This window comes from Ruegeria sp. YTSC199 (assembly GCF_059609725.1).
The window spans coordinates 1-14845 of sequence record NZ_JBXWMF010000026.1; the positions used below are offsets into that span (position 1 = coordinate 1).

12 protein-coding genes and 1 pseudogene are annotated in these 14845 nt (G+C 58.4%); 6 read left to right on the forward strand and 7 right to left on the reverse strand.

Features of this window, described 5'->3' with window-relative positions:
- Positions 1-130: 130 nt before the first annotated feature.
- Together AC2FEE_RS20105 and AC2FEE_RS20110 are read left to right on the forward strand one after the other, a co-directional pair.
- Positions 131-1129: a helix-turn-helix domain-containing protein gene (locus AC2FEE_RS20105; protein WP_496867102.1), complete on the forward strand. Its 999-nt coding sequence runs from the start codon at positions 131-133 to the stop codon at positions 1127-1129.
- Positions 1130-1234: 105 nt separating this feature from the next.
- The gene (locus AC2FEE_RS20110; RefSeq protein WP_496867103.1) at positions 1235-2836 is read left to right on the forward strand and encodes a DUF4153 domain-containing protein; all 1602 of its coding nucleotides are present in this window, start codon (positions 1235-1237) and stop codon (positions 2834-2836) included.
- Between the two features lie 254 nt (positions 2837-3090).
- Here AC2FEE_RS20110 and AC2FEE_RS20115 read toward each other — a convergent pair whose 3' ends face one another.
- The 7 genes and pseudogenes from AC2FEE_RS20115 to AC2FEE_RS20145 form a co-directional block, all read right to left on the reverse strand.
- On the reverse strand, positions 3091-3585 hold the full coding sequence (locus tag AC2FEE_RS20115) for a trimethylamine methyltransferase family protein (RefSeq protein ID WP_496867104.1): 495 nt from the start codon (positions 3583-3585) through the stop codon (positions 3091-3093).
- Position 3586: 1 nt separating this feature from the next.
- Positions 3587-4102, reverse strand: a complete 516-nt coding sequence (locus AC2FEE_RS20120) for a hypothetical protein (RefSeq protein ID WP_496867153.1) — start codon at positions 4100-4102, stop codon at positions 3587-3589.
- Complete coding sequence (locus AC2FEE_RS20125) at positions 4099-4269, reverse strand: hypothetical protein (RefSeq protein WP_496867105.1); 171 nt, start codon at positions 4267-4269, stop codon at positions 4099-4101. Before AC2FEE_RS20125 ends, AC2FEE_RS20120 begins: the two co-directional genes overlap by 4 nt.
- A gap of 14 nt (positions 4270-4283) precedes the next feature.
- Positions 4284-5464: pseudogene (locus AC2FEE_RS20130) on the reverse strand (oxidoreductase).
- A 218-nt stretch (positions 5465-5682) separates the two neighbouring features.
- Complete coding sequence (locus tag AC2FEE_RS20135; RefSeq protein WP_496867154.1) at positions 5683-7488, reverse strand: BCCT family transporter; 1806 nt, start codon at positions 7486-7488, stop codon at positions 5683-5685.
- 69 nt (positions 7489-7557) lie between these two features.
- Positions 7558-10686, reverse strand: coding sequence for an efflux RND transporter permease subunit (locus AC2FEE_RS20140; RefSeq protein ID WP_496867106.1), 3129 nt, complete (start codon positions 10684-10686; stop codon positions 7558-7560).
- Between the two features lie 7 nt (positions 10687-10693).
- Complete coding sequence (locus tag AC2FEE_RS20145) at positions 10694-11791, reverse strand: efflux RND transporter periplasmic adaptor subunit (RefSeq protein WP_496867107.1); 1098 nt, start codon at positions 11789-11791, stop codon at positions 10694-10696.
- A gap of 181 nt (positions 11792-11972) precedes the next feature.
- On the opposite strand from AC2FEE_RS20145, the gene AC2FEE_RS20150 reads away from it, so the two are divergent.
- The 4 genes from AC2FEE_RS20150 to sstT all read left to right on the forward strand — a co-directional run bounded on the left by AC2FEE_RS20150 (position 11973) and on the right by sstT (position 14809).
- Complete coding sequence (locus AC2FEE_RS20150) at positions 11973-12386, forward strand: VOC family protein (protein WP_496867108.1); 414 nt, start codon at positions 11973-11975, stop codon at positions 12384-12386.
- Positions 12387-12405: 19 nt separating this feature from the next.
- The gene (locus AC2FEE_RS20155) at positions 12406-12873 is read left to right on the forward strand and encodes an isochorismatase family protein (protein WP_496867109.1); all 468 of its coding nucleotides are present in this window, start codon (positions 12406-12408) and stop codon (positions 12871-12873) included.
- A 38-nt stretch (positions 12874-12911) separates the two neighbouring features.
- Positions 12912-13430: a hypothetical protein gene (locus AC2FEE_RS20160; protein WP_496867110.1), complete on the forward strand. Its 519-nt coding sequence runs from the start codon at positions 12912-12914 to the stop codon at positions 13428-13430.
- A 149-nt stretch (positions 13431-13579) separates the two neighbouring features.
- Entirely contained in the window at positions 13580-14809 is a 1230-nt protein-coding gene (sstT, locus tag AC2FEE_RS20165; protein ID WP_496867111.1) for a serine/threonine transporter SstT, read from the forward strand.
- Positions 14810-14845 lie beyond the last annotated feature (36 nt).

Here is a 14845-nt window from a genome sequence, read left to right on the forward strand (position 1 = left end):
CATACGGAGACCGAAACCTCGTCTGCACATGCCCCCCAATGGACGCATACCAAGACGCCGCAGAATAAAAAATCAGTCCCCCCCCCGAAAGGCGGGGGGGGTAAACCCACGCATGGCAGGTGGAGGAACGATGAAACACTATGTCCTCGGAAACGACCACACACGGCCGGCCAATCGAGGGGCTCAAAGAACACAGTACATCGACGTTTTCCTGAATGATCCCAATGTAAAAGCGTCGGCCGAAATGGTTGCCGAGTTCTTTAAGGCTTTGAACGATCTGGTCGAAGATCACATCTATGTCGTAAGTTTCCGATGTGCCGCAACCAGCTCTGCGGGCGACCCACTTTATTGGGCAGGTCGCACGGCGATCTTCTGGGGCGACATTCACAAAGCATGGCCTTGCGAAGCCGCAGACAAAAGCCGGATTTCGCAGGTATTGAGCCTGGCCTCGCGATCCATTCTGGTCGGCGGAGCGGTGCTGCTGTTGGCACAAACTGGGCGGGCCGGTGATGCAACCGCTGCCATCCACCCGAACTTTGCCGCCGCGGCACGGGAAATCGGACTTTCTGACTGCCACGGGAACACACACAGGTCACCTGACAACCGCGTGCACAGCGCCGCAACCAAGCTGAGCGCACTCCGGCTGTTGTCGGACTGCGTGGCCCTGGATCACGGTGAGCATCTGGCCGAAACCCTGCGCGGCTATATTGGCCTGACCGAGCCGGAACGCAGTTACTCCAGCCAGCTTGCCACCCGCCTGATTCAACGGTCCGGGGCCGACCCGATGGTACGGCAGGTGATCGGGGCAATGTTGAACAACGTGGAAGATCCGCTGAAAATCTCCGATCTGTCTCAGGCTGTAGGCGCTTCTACCCGTCAGCTGCAGCGGCGGTTTCTGGGCAAGACAGGCGTCAAGCTTCTGACAACTTATCGAGAGCTTAGGTTGGAACGAGCCGACAGCCTACTGCGACACACCAACATGCCGCAGCCCGAGATTGCCACGGCAACAGGATTCTCCTCCGCTGCCGCGTTGGGACGGGCGTTTCGCGCGCACTACAACATGACCACCGGAGACGTCCGAAACCGCCGTTTTTCCGGAGGTTTCTCGGATCGCCGCCGCCAGAACTAAGACAAAGGTCGACTTTCTGCATGCCTGCACGAAATCTGCACAACTGGTGCGGATTATCTGCAGGCCGCGCGTTCACTCTTGGGGAAACTCGAGCAGGAGAACGCCATGCCCAAAGAACTCATCATCCGTGGGTTGCCCAGGTCCCTTGTCCATGATGGCCGGTGGTTGGCCAGTGAAGGTGACGCATCTGTTGACCAGACACCCCCCGCCACACCACCGGGCAACATTCTGTATCTTATATGTAGATTTCCCAGATTTACCTCGCTGATCCTTCTTGTACTGCTGGGGGATTTTCTGTTCTGGGGGTACAATCCCGCGCTTTCGCTGGCCCTTTTTGCATGGGGTATCTTTGCGGCGGTCAACCTCGGCAGCCCGGTCCGCGGCAGACAGTGGGCTTCTTCCGGGCTAATGCTTCTGGCCACTCTGCCCATTATGGAACATGTCCAGCTTCTGTCGCTGACCTTCCTCACCATCGGGCTGCTTGGTGCCGTCGCCCTTTTGCGCGTACCGCCCGAGATCGAGACGCGCGAATGCCTGCCATGGCTGGCAAGCGCAGTCTTCCGCCTGATCAAAAGGCTTCCGACCGCCGGTGCCTTGGCCTGTGCGGCCCACATCCGGGAATGGCGCATCCGGATCGTCTCGCACGGCCCTGCCAGCTGCACATCTGCCCACACGTTCCTGCGCAACTGGTCGTTACCGCTGGGCGGTGTAATGGTCCTGAGCATCCTGCTGATCACCGCAAACCCCGTGCTCGAACATATGCTGGTGCGAATGCTTCGGGTTGATTTCGATCTGTTCGTGTTGGTCCGACGTGCGATGTTCTGGGCCGGGCTGGCGTTGTTGATTTGGCCGGTCCTGACAGCCCCCACGCCTGACGGGGCCGTTGCACTGACTGTACCAAACTGGAGTGTTCCGCGTATTCTGAACGCAGACTCGGTCTTTCGGGCGCTGGTTCTGTTCAACCTCATGTTGGCACTGCAGAGCGTACTGGATTTTTCAATCCTGTTCGGCGGCGCATCTCTGCCCGACGGGATGAGCTATGCCACCTATGCCCATCGCGGAGCCTATCCACTGTTGGCCACCGCCTTGCTTGCCGGGGCTTTTGCGCTGGCGGCGCGTCCGTTTTCGGAACAAAATCCGGTTTTGAAATCATTGCTGCTGTTGTGGCTGGTTCAAAACGTGCTGCTGACCTTGTCCGCCGCATTTCGGCTGAACCTGTATATCGAAGTCTACGGCCTGACCTATTTGCGCATCTATGCGGTGATCTGGATGGGTCTGGTCACGATCGGTCTGGCAATGGTGGCATGGCAGGTACATCGGGGCCTGTCCTCGACATGGCTGGTGCTGCGGGTCGCCGCTTTGGGCATAGGGACGCTCTATGTCTGCGCGTTCATCAATTTCGCAGCCATGATCGCAACTGATACACTGTCTCGCGCGGCAGAGTCGGACAACGTAACCCCGACGGACTGGCACTATTTGTGCAGCCTTGGACATACTGCGGCCAAAGCGATTTCAGAGCAGGTGACGCTGCGCTCGATCCCACGCATCCCGGACTCGGCGCAAAGCTGTATACATCCTGATCCAACCGACCCAAACTGGCGCGAATGGGACTTTCGCACCGCGCGCGTGAATGGCTATCTCGCAGTAAACACGCCAAACAAAGTGCAATGTAAATCCTGTTGGTTGTTGGCACTCCCACCTGCATAAGCTGTTAAGTTTGGCGCCTGACCGAGATGGACAGGTTCGGGGTTCTCCGCCGCGTCCGCGCCTTAACTCCGGGTGCCACACATGTCTTCAGCTTTCAAAACGATGGGTAACTTTTCGCGCACCCGAACGTCTTCGGTTACGGAGTAGGTAGGGAACGGCACGCCCAGAATGGCCTGGACCTTGTTCTGCGCACGCTGCAGCAGATCGACCTTGCCCGCGTTTTCCCATGTATCAGTGCGTTCTCAGTCCATGAATTAAGGGTATACGAATTGCGAGTTCATGATACTCAGCATATCCGGATTGCCCAGAAAATACCCCGGGTAGATGGCGCATTTGTGGATCACGTCAGCAGCCATGATTTCGTCGGTCTCCTCTATGCGGTGTAGGGACCGCAGGATCATACCGCCGGATTCGTTGTCGATGACCATGCTTTCGAAACTGCACCCCGTCAGGCTACCCAGCATACCGCCGAACTTACATACTCGATTGGCCCCGGCATGGGCCGTCAACGAGAACGTCAGCGCCTTTTCCGAGCCATATTGCGCATCGGGCAACTTGGCATCGGTGGTTCCTGCCCCAACCAAGGTCGGCAGGCCGTAGAAATTACCCATCTGGACGGCGGCGGTCTTCATCAAAACCTGCTCTCCGCTACCGCCAGTGAAGGACCCGCTGCGCAGGTCGGTGATGACAGGCCAGGTCGCGAAACTGACGGGCAACCGGGTGTGATCAGGTCGGCGATGACGACGCACGCTAGTGTTTCCGCCACCCATGCACCAAGGTTCCGGCCAGCGTCGCAGTTGCGGTGGCCCCGGCTTGCGGCCGCGCGGCGGCATCACCGATCAGTTCAAGGGTCTTCCACCCCCTGCCCTGCAACTGATCATAAAGGGTGGTGTTGCGCCGCCGTTCGGTCACCAGCACGGTCGCCGCACTTTCAATCTGTAAAACCCGCCCGGAACATAGGCATGCCGTGGTCACGCAGTCAGACGCTATATGACTCAGCGTTTGGTTGCAGCGAACACCCACACCCAGTTCGATCAACCGCGCCTGAATGCGATGTTGCTCCAATGTATAAGCCGAAAAACACGACACTGTGCTTTCAAGCGTCACCAAGACAACCTTGCATCCCAGTTGCACAAGTTTCTCGGCGATCACGCCGGCCAGATAGACGTGGTCATCTTCATTGATCACCACCCGGCCCGCGGGCTCGTCCCCGGCCATGACGTCATTCTGGGTGTAAACAAACGGCGATGGGTCGATTACCGTCAGTGCGTGGTACGTATTGCGCCCCTACCGCCGACGCGCCGAGCGGCTCCGGCGGTCTGAAACACATGCTCTTTGCCCAGTTCGATAACCTGATCCGCATCCAGCGTGCTTTCTGCGAACATCCGCGCCTGGGCCCGCTGGCGCAGGTCGTTCAGTTGGTAACCGGTCACACGGCCCCATGCGGTCAGCCCCGGAAATTGGCTTTCGCGCAGAACCCGCCCGCAAAGTCAATCGCCCAATCGGCCAGCGTGACCGCGTTCTCACGCCGCGCCGGTTGCATGGCACATTCCAGCCCGGTGGGACCGTTGCCGACCGCCAGCATCTGCGCCGCATTATGCCGCGGGGCGATGCTTTCAGGGTGCCATCTGCACCACCATTCTTCGCCATAGGTCGGGTTCAGGGTACAGCGGATCGGAATGCCTGACCCGTCCGAAGCGGCACAGACGTTGCACCCGATGCATTCTCGGATTTCTTCGATGCAGCCTTCCTGGGTTTTACGCGGGATGAACGGGTCGGCGATCGACGGGCGGGCCGCACCGATCAGGTCGACAATCGCCTTGCGCTGCATCGACAGCATCATGTTCGGAGAGGTTGGCCGCCCGACCCCCACAACCGGCTTGTCTGTCACCTGTTTGACGTAAGACAGATTGTCGTTCTGATACCCGTCCTGCGTCTGGAATCTGTTGGTCGCGGATTCGTTGCCCCGGTCCGAGACGTTCACGTCCCAGATATCCGGCAGATCAGCCATCAGCATCACCACGGCCCGGCCGCCCTCAGCCACCTGCATTCCGTCGGAACCCAGCATCTCCTCTACTCCGAACCGGAAGGCCACAGCACAAGTGTCTCTTACAGGCTCGCGCATGTCCTCCAGAAACTCGCGAGTCAGGCGCACGCGATTATCCAGCGATCCGCCGTATTCGTCATTGCGCGTGTTCAGACGGGGTAGCATGAAATGCTGGGTCAGCGTCATCCCGTGACCAGCATAGACATAGGTGATATCGAACCCGGCCTCTTTGGCGCGCAGGGCGGCCTTGCGATGCCAGCGCCGCAGCGCACGGATATCAGCCTTGTCCAGCGCCTGTCCCTGTTTCGCACGTCCGACGGCGCAAGCACCGGTGCGCGGGGCAGCAGGTTGGTCGCGTGATCACAATTGTGGACCAGTTGCACAGCCGCCAAAGCACCATATTCATGCACCGCGTCTGTAATCAGGCGCAGCGCAGGAATGTCGCGGGCGTCCCAAAGGCGCCGCTCGGCAAAGGGTGCCAGGTCTGAGGTCGGGTGAATCTCGGCTTCTTGCGCGGAAACAACACCGTAGCCAACCTCGGCTCGAGGGCGCAGATGTCCCGGACCGCTACAATGGGACACCTAGTAGAATCAGTTTTTGCAGTAACGGGCCCCGGACGAATGGCTCAAAAAAGTAGTGCTTAACCTTGAACGTCAGCCATGACCCGCCCCTTTCCTAAGTTTCACCGGGAATGCCCGAAACCCCCAATCCTGTCGTCCCTCACGGGGCAATCCGTTTAAAGTTACGCGATCTTCATGAAGCGCGCGCCGGCGGAAAGACTGAAATAAGCTCAGACGGCTTAACGTTCGGAGGGATTTTCTTCGTAACGCGCGCGCCGCAGATCGTTGATCATGGCCTTGCCCAACGCGACACACATCAGCAGCAGAACAACGCTGAACGGCAGCGCGCCGATGATCATCGAATTAGTCAGCGCCTCAAGCCCGCCACCGCCAGCAATCAGCAGCGTCCCGATCACCAGCGTCAGCAGGCAGCCCCAAAGGATGCGATGCATGACGCCGGTTTCCTCGGCTCCACCGGACATGATCGTGTTCATCACCAATATTCCGGAATCCGCCGAGGTGACCAGAAAGGTCATCGTCAGCACCACGCACATGCAGCTCACGATCACCAGCATATGACCCGAGATCATCTGGCTAAGGGTCACAAACAAAGTGGCCGTGGTCGAAGCCGACAGGATCGCACCATTGGCGTCTCCGTTCAGTTCCAGATCAATGGCCGAACCACCCAGAATGGTCATCCAGGCGAAACAGACCAGCGACGGCGCGATCACCGCGCCCAAAATGAACTCACGCACCGTGCGCCCGCGTGAGATGCGGGCCAGAAACAGGCCGACAAACGGGGAAAAGGCGATCCACCACGCCCAGTAGAACGTCGTCCAGCCCGATTGCCATCCGAATAAACGTCCCGGCGTTCCAGCATCATAAGCGGCATATTTCGTGGTATCTGGCAGAGCGGCTGCTTCACCACTCAGCCCAGCCAGAAAACTGTCGCGGGTGCCCCAAGCATCGGTCGCGCTAAGAAACAGCTCACCCACAAAGGGGGCGGCGTCTGGAGGCAGGGCCGAGGCGAACTCGGTCTCGGACATCGGGCCATAAGCCTGCAGACTGAGCGGGATGAAGTTGATGATGTAGTCCATCAGCGCCTGCCCATAGGTCGTCATGGCAAAGGCAAATGAGCCAAAGATGACAAATACCGCCAGCAGGATCAGCGACAGGACCAGATTGAGGTTCGACAGGTACTTCACCCCGCGCCCGACGCCCGAGACCGCCGACAGGGTCGACATCAGCATCACGGTCGTCAGCGCCACGATCAGACCAGCGGTCGAGGGCTTCATCACCCCGTCCATCAGCCATTCCGCGCTGGTGATCAGAAACGCTCCGTCCACCAATTGCGACACCCCGTATCCGATGGTCACTGCCACCCCGAGGATTGTTGCTACGACACCCAGAATGTCGATCACATGCCCCGCGACACCGTTGGAATATTCCCCCAGCAGCGGTGTCAGTGCGGTCCGGATCGTCAGCGGCATATCTCGGGTATAGGCGTAATAGGCAAGGCTCAGCCCAGTCACCACATAGATAGCCCAGGCGTGAAACCCGGTATGCAGGAAGGTGTATCGATAGGCCCCCTTGATCGCCTCTTGGCTTTTGGCCTCGACCTCGCCCGCGACGGTCAGAGGATTGGTCTCCCACAGACCCAGCGGTTCGGCGGTAGCATAGACCATCAGACCGACACCCAGTCCCGCCCCGAACATCATCGAAAACCATGAGAAGTTGGAAAACTCCGGCCGTTCCCGCTCAGCACCCAACCGCATCCGTCCGGTTGCCGGGATGATCGCTATGACGATCAGAAAGAAGGCAAACAGCGCGACTGAGAGATCGTAGAAGATGTTGAACTCGCTCAACAGGCCCGATTTCCACGACCGCAGCGTATTGTTGGCGCTCAGTGGCCAGACCAGCGCCCAAAGTACCAACAGCGAAACGGCGAGCTTGCTGACCAGTGCAATCGGCAGGTTGTAGCCCTTGTAGAACCCGCTGTTCTGCCGTTCGATTTTCAGGTCCGTAAAGGGATCTTGCAGCGACATGTTGCTTGGGTCCGCCTCGGTTCCGGTGCCGTTCAGCATCCGGGAAACCCTACAATACTGCAACAATTTTCAGGCCTTGCGGTGGACACGTCCCAAGCTGATTAACCATTCCCGCAAGCTCTGGAACGCCGCGTAGAGCACCGGGATCATCAATAGCCCCAGCGTACTGTCGAGGATCATGCCGAACAGAACCGGATAACCTACCGAAACACGCGCCGCCGCTCCTGCCCCGCTGGACAGGACAAGGGGCAGAACGCCGACGATGAAACACAGACCCGTCATGGTGACCGGTCGGAACCGGATTTCCGCTGCCTTCAGAGCTGCGTCGCGGATGCTGGCACCGCTTTCGCGTTGCTGGTTGGCAAACTCGACCACCATGATCGCCTTTTTTGCCGCCAAGCCAATCAGCAGTACCATCCCGACCTGAGCAAAGATATTACTGGTCAGGAAAGGCAACAGCGCCAGCGGGATCAGTGCCCCCAACAGCGCGAAGACCACCGAGGTGATGATCGACAGCGGCAGCACCCAGCTTTCGTACAGAACCACAAGGAACAGATAGGCCAGCACCAGCGCTGACAGCATGATGTAGGGCACAAGACCTTTTGCCTTCACCTCTTGCTGGGTGACGCCCGACCAGTCGATCCGGAATCCGTCGGGCAAGGTCTTTTCGGCAATCGTCTGCATCGCGATGATGCCATCGCCGGAACTGACCCCATCCTCCAGTTGCGCGCTGACCGAAGCCGCCGTGAACAGGTTGTAGCGTGGCACAGTATCCGGCGCGAGGACCGGTTCATTGCTGACGAAGTTGCGCACGGGCAGAGATTCCCCGGCGCTGTTTTTGACATAGATGTTGTCCACATCGTCCAGCGTCTGGCGGAATTCAGCATCAGCGGAGATCACCACCCAATAGACACGCTCACTCAGAATGAAGTTATCCACGAAATACGAGCTGAGATTGGCCTGCAGTGCGGTGAAGATATCGGCCACGCTAACGCCCAGAGTCTCGGCCCTGTCTCGGTCGATGGACAATTTGTATTGCGGGCTCTGGGCCGAGAAACTTCCATGTGCACGGGAAAACTCGGGCGCCGCGTTCAGTGCGGTGACAAAGCCGTTCATCACCGCATCCAACTGCGCGCTGTCCCCTTTTCCAAGGTCTAGCAGCTCCACCGAAATCCCTCCTGTCGAGCCCAGCCCGTGAATGGTCGGGAACGGAAAGACGTATGAGACCCCCTCGGGAAGAGCTGCCAGCTTGCGCTCAAGTTGGTGCATAATCGCGTGCCATTGCAGATCGGGACTGGTGCGTTGATCCCATGGGGTCAGGGTGACAATGGCCATACCCGCATTCGGACGTCCTCCGGCCAGCATCGAGTGGCCGGATACGATAGTGACGGCCTGCACCCCCTGTGTCTGTTCGATCAACGCGCCAGCCTTATCCATAAATGCCTGTGTGCGTTGCAGCGAGGCCCCGTCCGGTAGTTTCATCGACGCCATCAGAACACCGTTATCCTCCTGCGGGATCAGGCCGGTCGGGACTGTTTTGAACAGGTACACTGTCAGCCCGACAGCCCCGGCAAAGACCAGCAGTGACACCACCATGTACCGCAGCAGCATCGACACAAGCCGCAGGTACTGGCGCCGCAGCCAGACAATCACCGCCGGAACAACGGCCAGCGCACCTATGGGTTTGCTTTCCGTTCTCAGCATCAAGGCGCAGAGCACCGGGGCAAGGGTCAAAGCGTTCACGGCAGACAGAACAAAGGCAAAGATGATCGTCAGCGCGAATTGGAAATAGATCGTTCCGGTGACACCGGGAAAGAAGCACACCGGCACAAATACGGCGGCCAGAACAAAGGTCGTGGCGATGATTGGGCGGTTGACCTGCGACATTGCCTTTAGCGTCGCCTTGCGCGGGTCCAACCCTTCGTCCCGCAATATACGTTCGGCGTTCTCGATAATGATGATCGCATCATCCACCACCAACGTAATGGCCAGCACCAAAGCAAACAGGGTGATCATGTTGGCGCTGAACCCGATGGCATAGATCAGCGCCACCGCACCCAGCAGCGATACTGGAATAGCGATAGCCGGTACGATGGTGGCACGCAGGCTTGCCAGAAAAAGGAAGGTCACCGTAATCACCAGCCCCGCTGTCAGGGCCAGTGTGGTCATGATATCGCGGATCGAAACACGCACCGCGTCAGTGACATCATATGTGATCTCATATGAGACACCTTCAGGGAACTTTGCCGACAGCTCCTTCATCAGCACGCGCAGATTGTCAGAAATCTCAAGCGCGTTTGCGGTGCTTTCCTGATAGACCGCTACAGTGGCCGAGTCCTTGCCGTTCAGCTTGGTCGAGCCGGAATAGGTAGCCGCGCCAAGTTCAATTCGGGCAATATCTTCCAACCGAGTGACCGACCCGTTGGGGTCCGAGGCGACAATGATCCGTCCGAATTCGGCGGCATCCCGCAATAGCCCTTCAGCCCGAAGCTTAAACTGGAAATCGGTGCGGCCTTCCGCGAACGGGGGTGCCCCGACCTGCCCCGCAGCGGCGATAACGTTCTGATCCTTGATCGCGTCCGCCACCTCAGCCGCGGTGATGTTCAGCGCCGCCATGCGAACCGGGTTGATCCAGACCCGCATACTGTATTCCAACTGACCAAATTGCGAGACCGTTCCGACCCCCGGCAATCTTTGTAACGGGTCATGCAGGAAATCGGCGGCAAAATTGCTGAGGAACAACTCATCCCGCGATCCGTCGGGCGAGGTCAGGTTGATCACCATGATCATGTTGCCCGATCGTTTGGTCACCTCGACCCCCTGCTGCAACACGGCCGAGGGTAACTCGGAACTGGCCAGCGCGATCCGGTTCTGCACCTCAACGGCGGCTACGTCAGGATCGGTGCCCAACTCAAAGGACACGTTCAGCATATAGGTGCCGTCATTCGAGCTTTTGGAGGACAGGGATAGCATTCCCGGAATGCCGTTCACACGCTCTTCGATCGGGGTGGCGACGGATTCCAGAATGACCTGCGCGTCCGCCCCCGGATACGAAGTATCAACGTAGATCTGAGGCGGAGTGATGTGGGGGTATTCGGTGATCGGGATCAGGCGCACGCAGACCGCACCGAACAGAACCATCAGGATTGCGATGACGGCCGCGAAATGCGGTCTGTTGATGAAGTAGTGCGCGATCAAACCGGCCCTACCCCTGACTGTCGATCGCTTTCACGACCAGCCCGTCATGTATTTTCTGAAGCCCCTGCACCACCACGCGGTCGCCCTCGGACAGCCCGGATGTGACTTGCGTTCGCGTCGCGGCCTGGGTGCCGATCTCGATATTCTGCCGATGGACCTTGTTGTCGCCGTCGACTGTGAAGACAAAATACCCCTGTTTGTCGAACTGCACCGCGTTGCGCGGTACGGTCAGCACCTTAGGGTCTTCGGACCCCGTCAGGCTGACGGTCACGAACTGGCCGGGGATCAACAGCCCGTCAGGGTTGGCGAAGCTGGCGCGCAGTTCGATCGTGTCGGTGTCCTGACTGACGCTGTCACCGACAAAGATCACCTTGCCGGGGGTGGGATAGGTCTCTCCATCGGCCAGTTTGATGTCAGAAGTCAGCTTGATGTCACCCGGCCTAATCCGCCCTTTACGCCGTTCGCGCAGCAGAACCGGCTCGCTGATATAAAAGCTGACCAATATCGGGTCAACGCTGGTGACGGTTGCCAAAACGCCGGTGTCCGAACTGACCAGATTACCGGCATCCATTGCAGACAAACCAATGCGGCCATCAATGGGGCTAAGGATTTCTGTATAGTCCAGATCAATCTGCGCGATTTTCAGATCAGCCTGCGCCTCATCCACTGCGGCCTGACCTGTGGCATATGTTGCCAGTGCCGTATCCAGAACCGCCTGCGGAATATCGCCCTTGTCGAACAACTCCTGCTGCCTGTCCAGCGCCGCCTTTTCCGTCTGTGCGCTGGCCTGCGCGCTTTTTAACGCCGCTTGAGCGCTATCCACGCTTGCGGCGTATTTCTTCTTTTCGATCCGGAACAGCACGTCACCTTGGGCAACCGTCCCACCCTCGGTAAAGTTGATCTCTTCCAGAAACCCCTCAACCCGGGCCTGCAGATCCACGCTTTGATCCGCTACGACCCGACCAACGAACCGATCCTGTTTCTGCAGGTTTTCCATCGTCACCGGCGCGACCATCACACTGGGCGGCGCGTCCGACTGGGCCGCTGCCGGGTGCGACAGAAACAGGGGGATCAATGCGCAAACAAACAGAGCAGAAGGTTTCATGAGACCCTCGGGAGCTTGTAATTCTTTAACTATCCCCGCATCCCCGCACTAGCGCAACGGTTTTCTTGGCCCTTTCACCTGCGCATTTCTCAACCATATCAATCCCTTTGACGCAGGGCTTGCCAGCCCCCGGTTCTTGGGATTTTCTGGCACCGCGCACCAACCAAAAGGCCCGGCCCGCATGAAACTCGAATTCCACCACATCAACTTTGTCTCTGAGGATGTCGACCGGTTGCACCGGTTCTACACGCAGATTCTCGGGCTGGCTGATATCCCGATCGAGAATTTCCCCCGCCCCGATGAGACCGAAGACAAGGGTTACAGCGGCAAGATCCGGTTTGCGACCGATGGCGGGATGCAAATGCACCTGGCCGAAAGAAACCTCGACGTCGCCTTCAAACATGGCGAAACGATCAACCCGGTCGAACGCGGCCATATCGCCTTTCGCACCGACGATATCGAGGCGTTCAAGAAACTGCTGGACGACAACGAAATTCCCTATTCGGATTATGGCACCGCCTTCGCGAAAGAATGGCATCAGCTCTTCTTCCACGACCCCGAAGGCAATATCATCGAGGTCCATCAGGCGGTGTAAGTAACGTCGGAGGCACGCATTGAAACAGGCAGTACTGGTCGTCGATGTCCAACCCAGCTTTGACCCGCCGGATTGGCTTGTCGAGCGTAGCCAGTTGTTGGCGTCGCATTTACCGTCCATCGCCACGGTCGAACGCAATGACGAGGCGAAAGTGCCCTTTTTCAGACAGCTTGGATGGAAACCCCGCTCGGTCGATGACAGCCTAGTTCGGGCGGATCGTACCATTCTGAAATACGGCTACGGCCCGCCGCCCGAGGTGATCGACCAGTTTCACAGCTGGAAGATCGACAGAGTTTTGGTCTGCGGTATTCAGGCCGATACCTGTGTTTTGGCCGCAGGATTCACCCTGTTTGACGCAGGCCTGCAACCGACCATAATTGCGGATACGGTCGTCGGGTCTTCGCTGGATCGCAGCGGCACGCTGGGCGTGGACCTCTGGCGGCATCATTTTGGTCAGGTGATTGAGAAGCACTCGGATATTTTGTGACAGCGCAATCCCTGTCCGCATTGGAGAGGAAGCCCATAATGACCTCGAAACACATTCTTGGAAAAACGGCCATCACCCTTCTTGTGGCCGGAAGTTTTGCACCAGCACATGCAGAAAGCTTTTCACTGACCGGCCAGTATGAAGGCTTCTACGCCTGCGACAGCACCACGGGCGGAGTGCCGTCAAGCTGGTCCGACCCGATGCGCGCCGGAATTGTTCAAGACGGGGATCGTATCTCGATCGACCTGCTTTATACTGACAAACAAGAGCTTGGGGCGGAGTACTCACTCTATACCGGTTCGGTTGCTCTGGCGCCTGATGACAGTTTGGTCAGCGGATTTTTCGAGTCTTGCGGCGGTACGTTTCCCTCGAAAGAACTCGCCCGGCTGTTCCCCGCTGCCACGGGTACACCTTTCAGTTTTTCGGTCACCAGCGTTTGGGCCTCGGATCAGGTGCCAAACCTTCCCGGCCTGACCGTTCAAACCTGCACGTGGAGCCTGAAACGGGTGTCCACGGATACCCCCAAAATCAGACCATGCGAGACAGCAGAGCGCTAGGCTAAAAACCCCATCTGGACTTATTTGTTAAGTCCAGATGTTTAAATTGGATCCAAAGCGCCCATATAGCGCCCAATCTTGTAACTTAACCGCGCCTGATCGGGAGTACCCATTCCCCGGCAGGCCCCCAGTCAAACAGGATGGTCCCGATGAGTTTTATTCTACGCGGTAGCCTGGTTACTCAAATCATCATCGGCCTTGTAGCCGGTGCCCTTCTCGCAACCCTCTGGCCTGCCGCTGGTTCGGCTGTTGGTCTGCTCGGCGACTTCTTTGTCGACGCGCTGAAAGCCGTCGCGCCTGTGCTGGTTCTGATCCTAGTCTGCGCCGCAATCACCAACCACAAAAAAGACAGTCAGGCCCGCATGGGTCCTGTGGTTCTGCTGTATATCCTTGGCACTTTCGCCGCTGCACTGGTTGCAGTGGTGGCCAGTTACATGTTCCCGGTCACCCTGCATCTGACCGGAACACCTGAGTTAATGGAAGCCCCGGACGGCCTGGCCGAGGTGGTGAAGAACATCCTTCTGAAGATCGTGGATAATCCGGTGAATGCACTGGCTCAGGCCAACTACATCGGCATTCTCGCCTGGGCCGTCGGCCTTGGGCTGGTTTTCCGCCACGCAAGTGACTCGACCAAAACATTAATGTCCGATCTGGACAGCGCGATCACCAAGATTGTGGCCGCCATCATCCGGGTCGCACCCATCGGTATCTTCGGCATCGTAGCTTCAACCATTGCCGAGACCGGCTTTGAAACGCTTGCAAGCTATGGTCACCTTCTGTTGGTTCTGATTGGTTGTATGGCCTTCATGGCGCTGGTCGTGAACCCGCTGATCGTGTTCCTGCGCATCCGCAAGAACCCCTATCCGCTGGTCTTCACCTGCCTCAGGGAATCCGGCATCACCGCGTTCTTCATGCGTAGCTCGGCCGCCAACATACCGGTCAACATGGAACTGTGCCGCCGCATGAACCTGAACGAGGAAACCTATTCGGTCACCATTCCCATCGGCGCCACGATCAACATGGCCGGTGCCGCGATAACCATCACGGTGATGACACTGGCGACCGTGCACACCATGGGCATTCAGGTCGATTTCCTGTCAGCCCTGTTCCTGAGCGTCATCGCATCGATTGCCGCCACCGGAGCCTCAGGCGTGGCCGGCGGGTCGCTGTTGCTGATCCCGATGGCGGCCAGCCTTTTCGGCATCGACAATGCAACCGCCATGCAGGTGGTCAGCATCGGCTTCATCATCGGCGTCCTGCAGGATTCCGCGGAAACCGGGCTGAACTCGTCGACCGACGTTCTGTTCACGGCGGCCGGATCGTATGAGCGCGGAGATCCGTACCCACGCAAACTGCCGATGGAAAAGGTCACCGCCTAGGCGACCGCTCTCACCCTGCCCACAACCGCTTGCATA

Bases quoted from the DNA above. Each gene is read 5' to 3' on its own strand.
- AC2FEE_RS20110 (WP_496867103.1), top strand. From the start codon at position 1,235: ATGCCCAAAGAACTCATCATCCGTGGGTTGCCCAGGTCCCTTGTCCAT.
- AC2FEE_RS20145 (WP_496867107.1), bottom strand. From the start codon at position 11,791: ATGAAACCTTCTGCTCTGTTTGTTTGCGCATTGATCCCCCTGTTTCTG.
- AC2FEE_RS20105 (WP_496867102.1), top strand. From the start codon at position 131: ATGAAACACTATGTCCTCGGAAACGACCACACACGGCCGGCCAATCGA.
- AC2FEE_RS20160 (WP_496867110.1), top strand. From the start codon at position 12,912: ATGACCTCGAAACACATTCTTGGAAAAACGGCCATCACCCTTCTTGTG.
- AC2FEE_RS20135 (WP_496867154.1), bottom strand. From the start codon at position 7,488: ATGTCGCTGCAAGATCCCTTTACGGACCTGAAAATCGAACGGCAGAAC.
- sstT (WP_496867111.1), top strand. From the start codon at position 13,580: ATGAGTTTTATTCTACGCGGTAGCCTGGTTACTCAAATCATCATCGGC.
- AC2FEE_RS20150 (WP_496867108.1), top strand. From the start codon at position 11,973: ATGAAACTCGAATTCCACCACATCAACTTTGTCTCTGAGGATGTCGAC.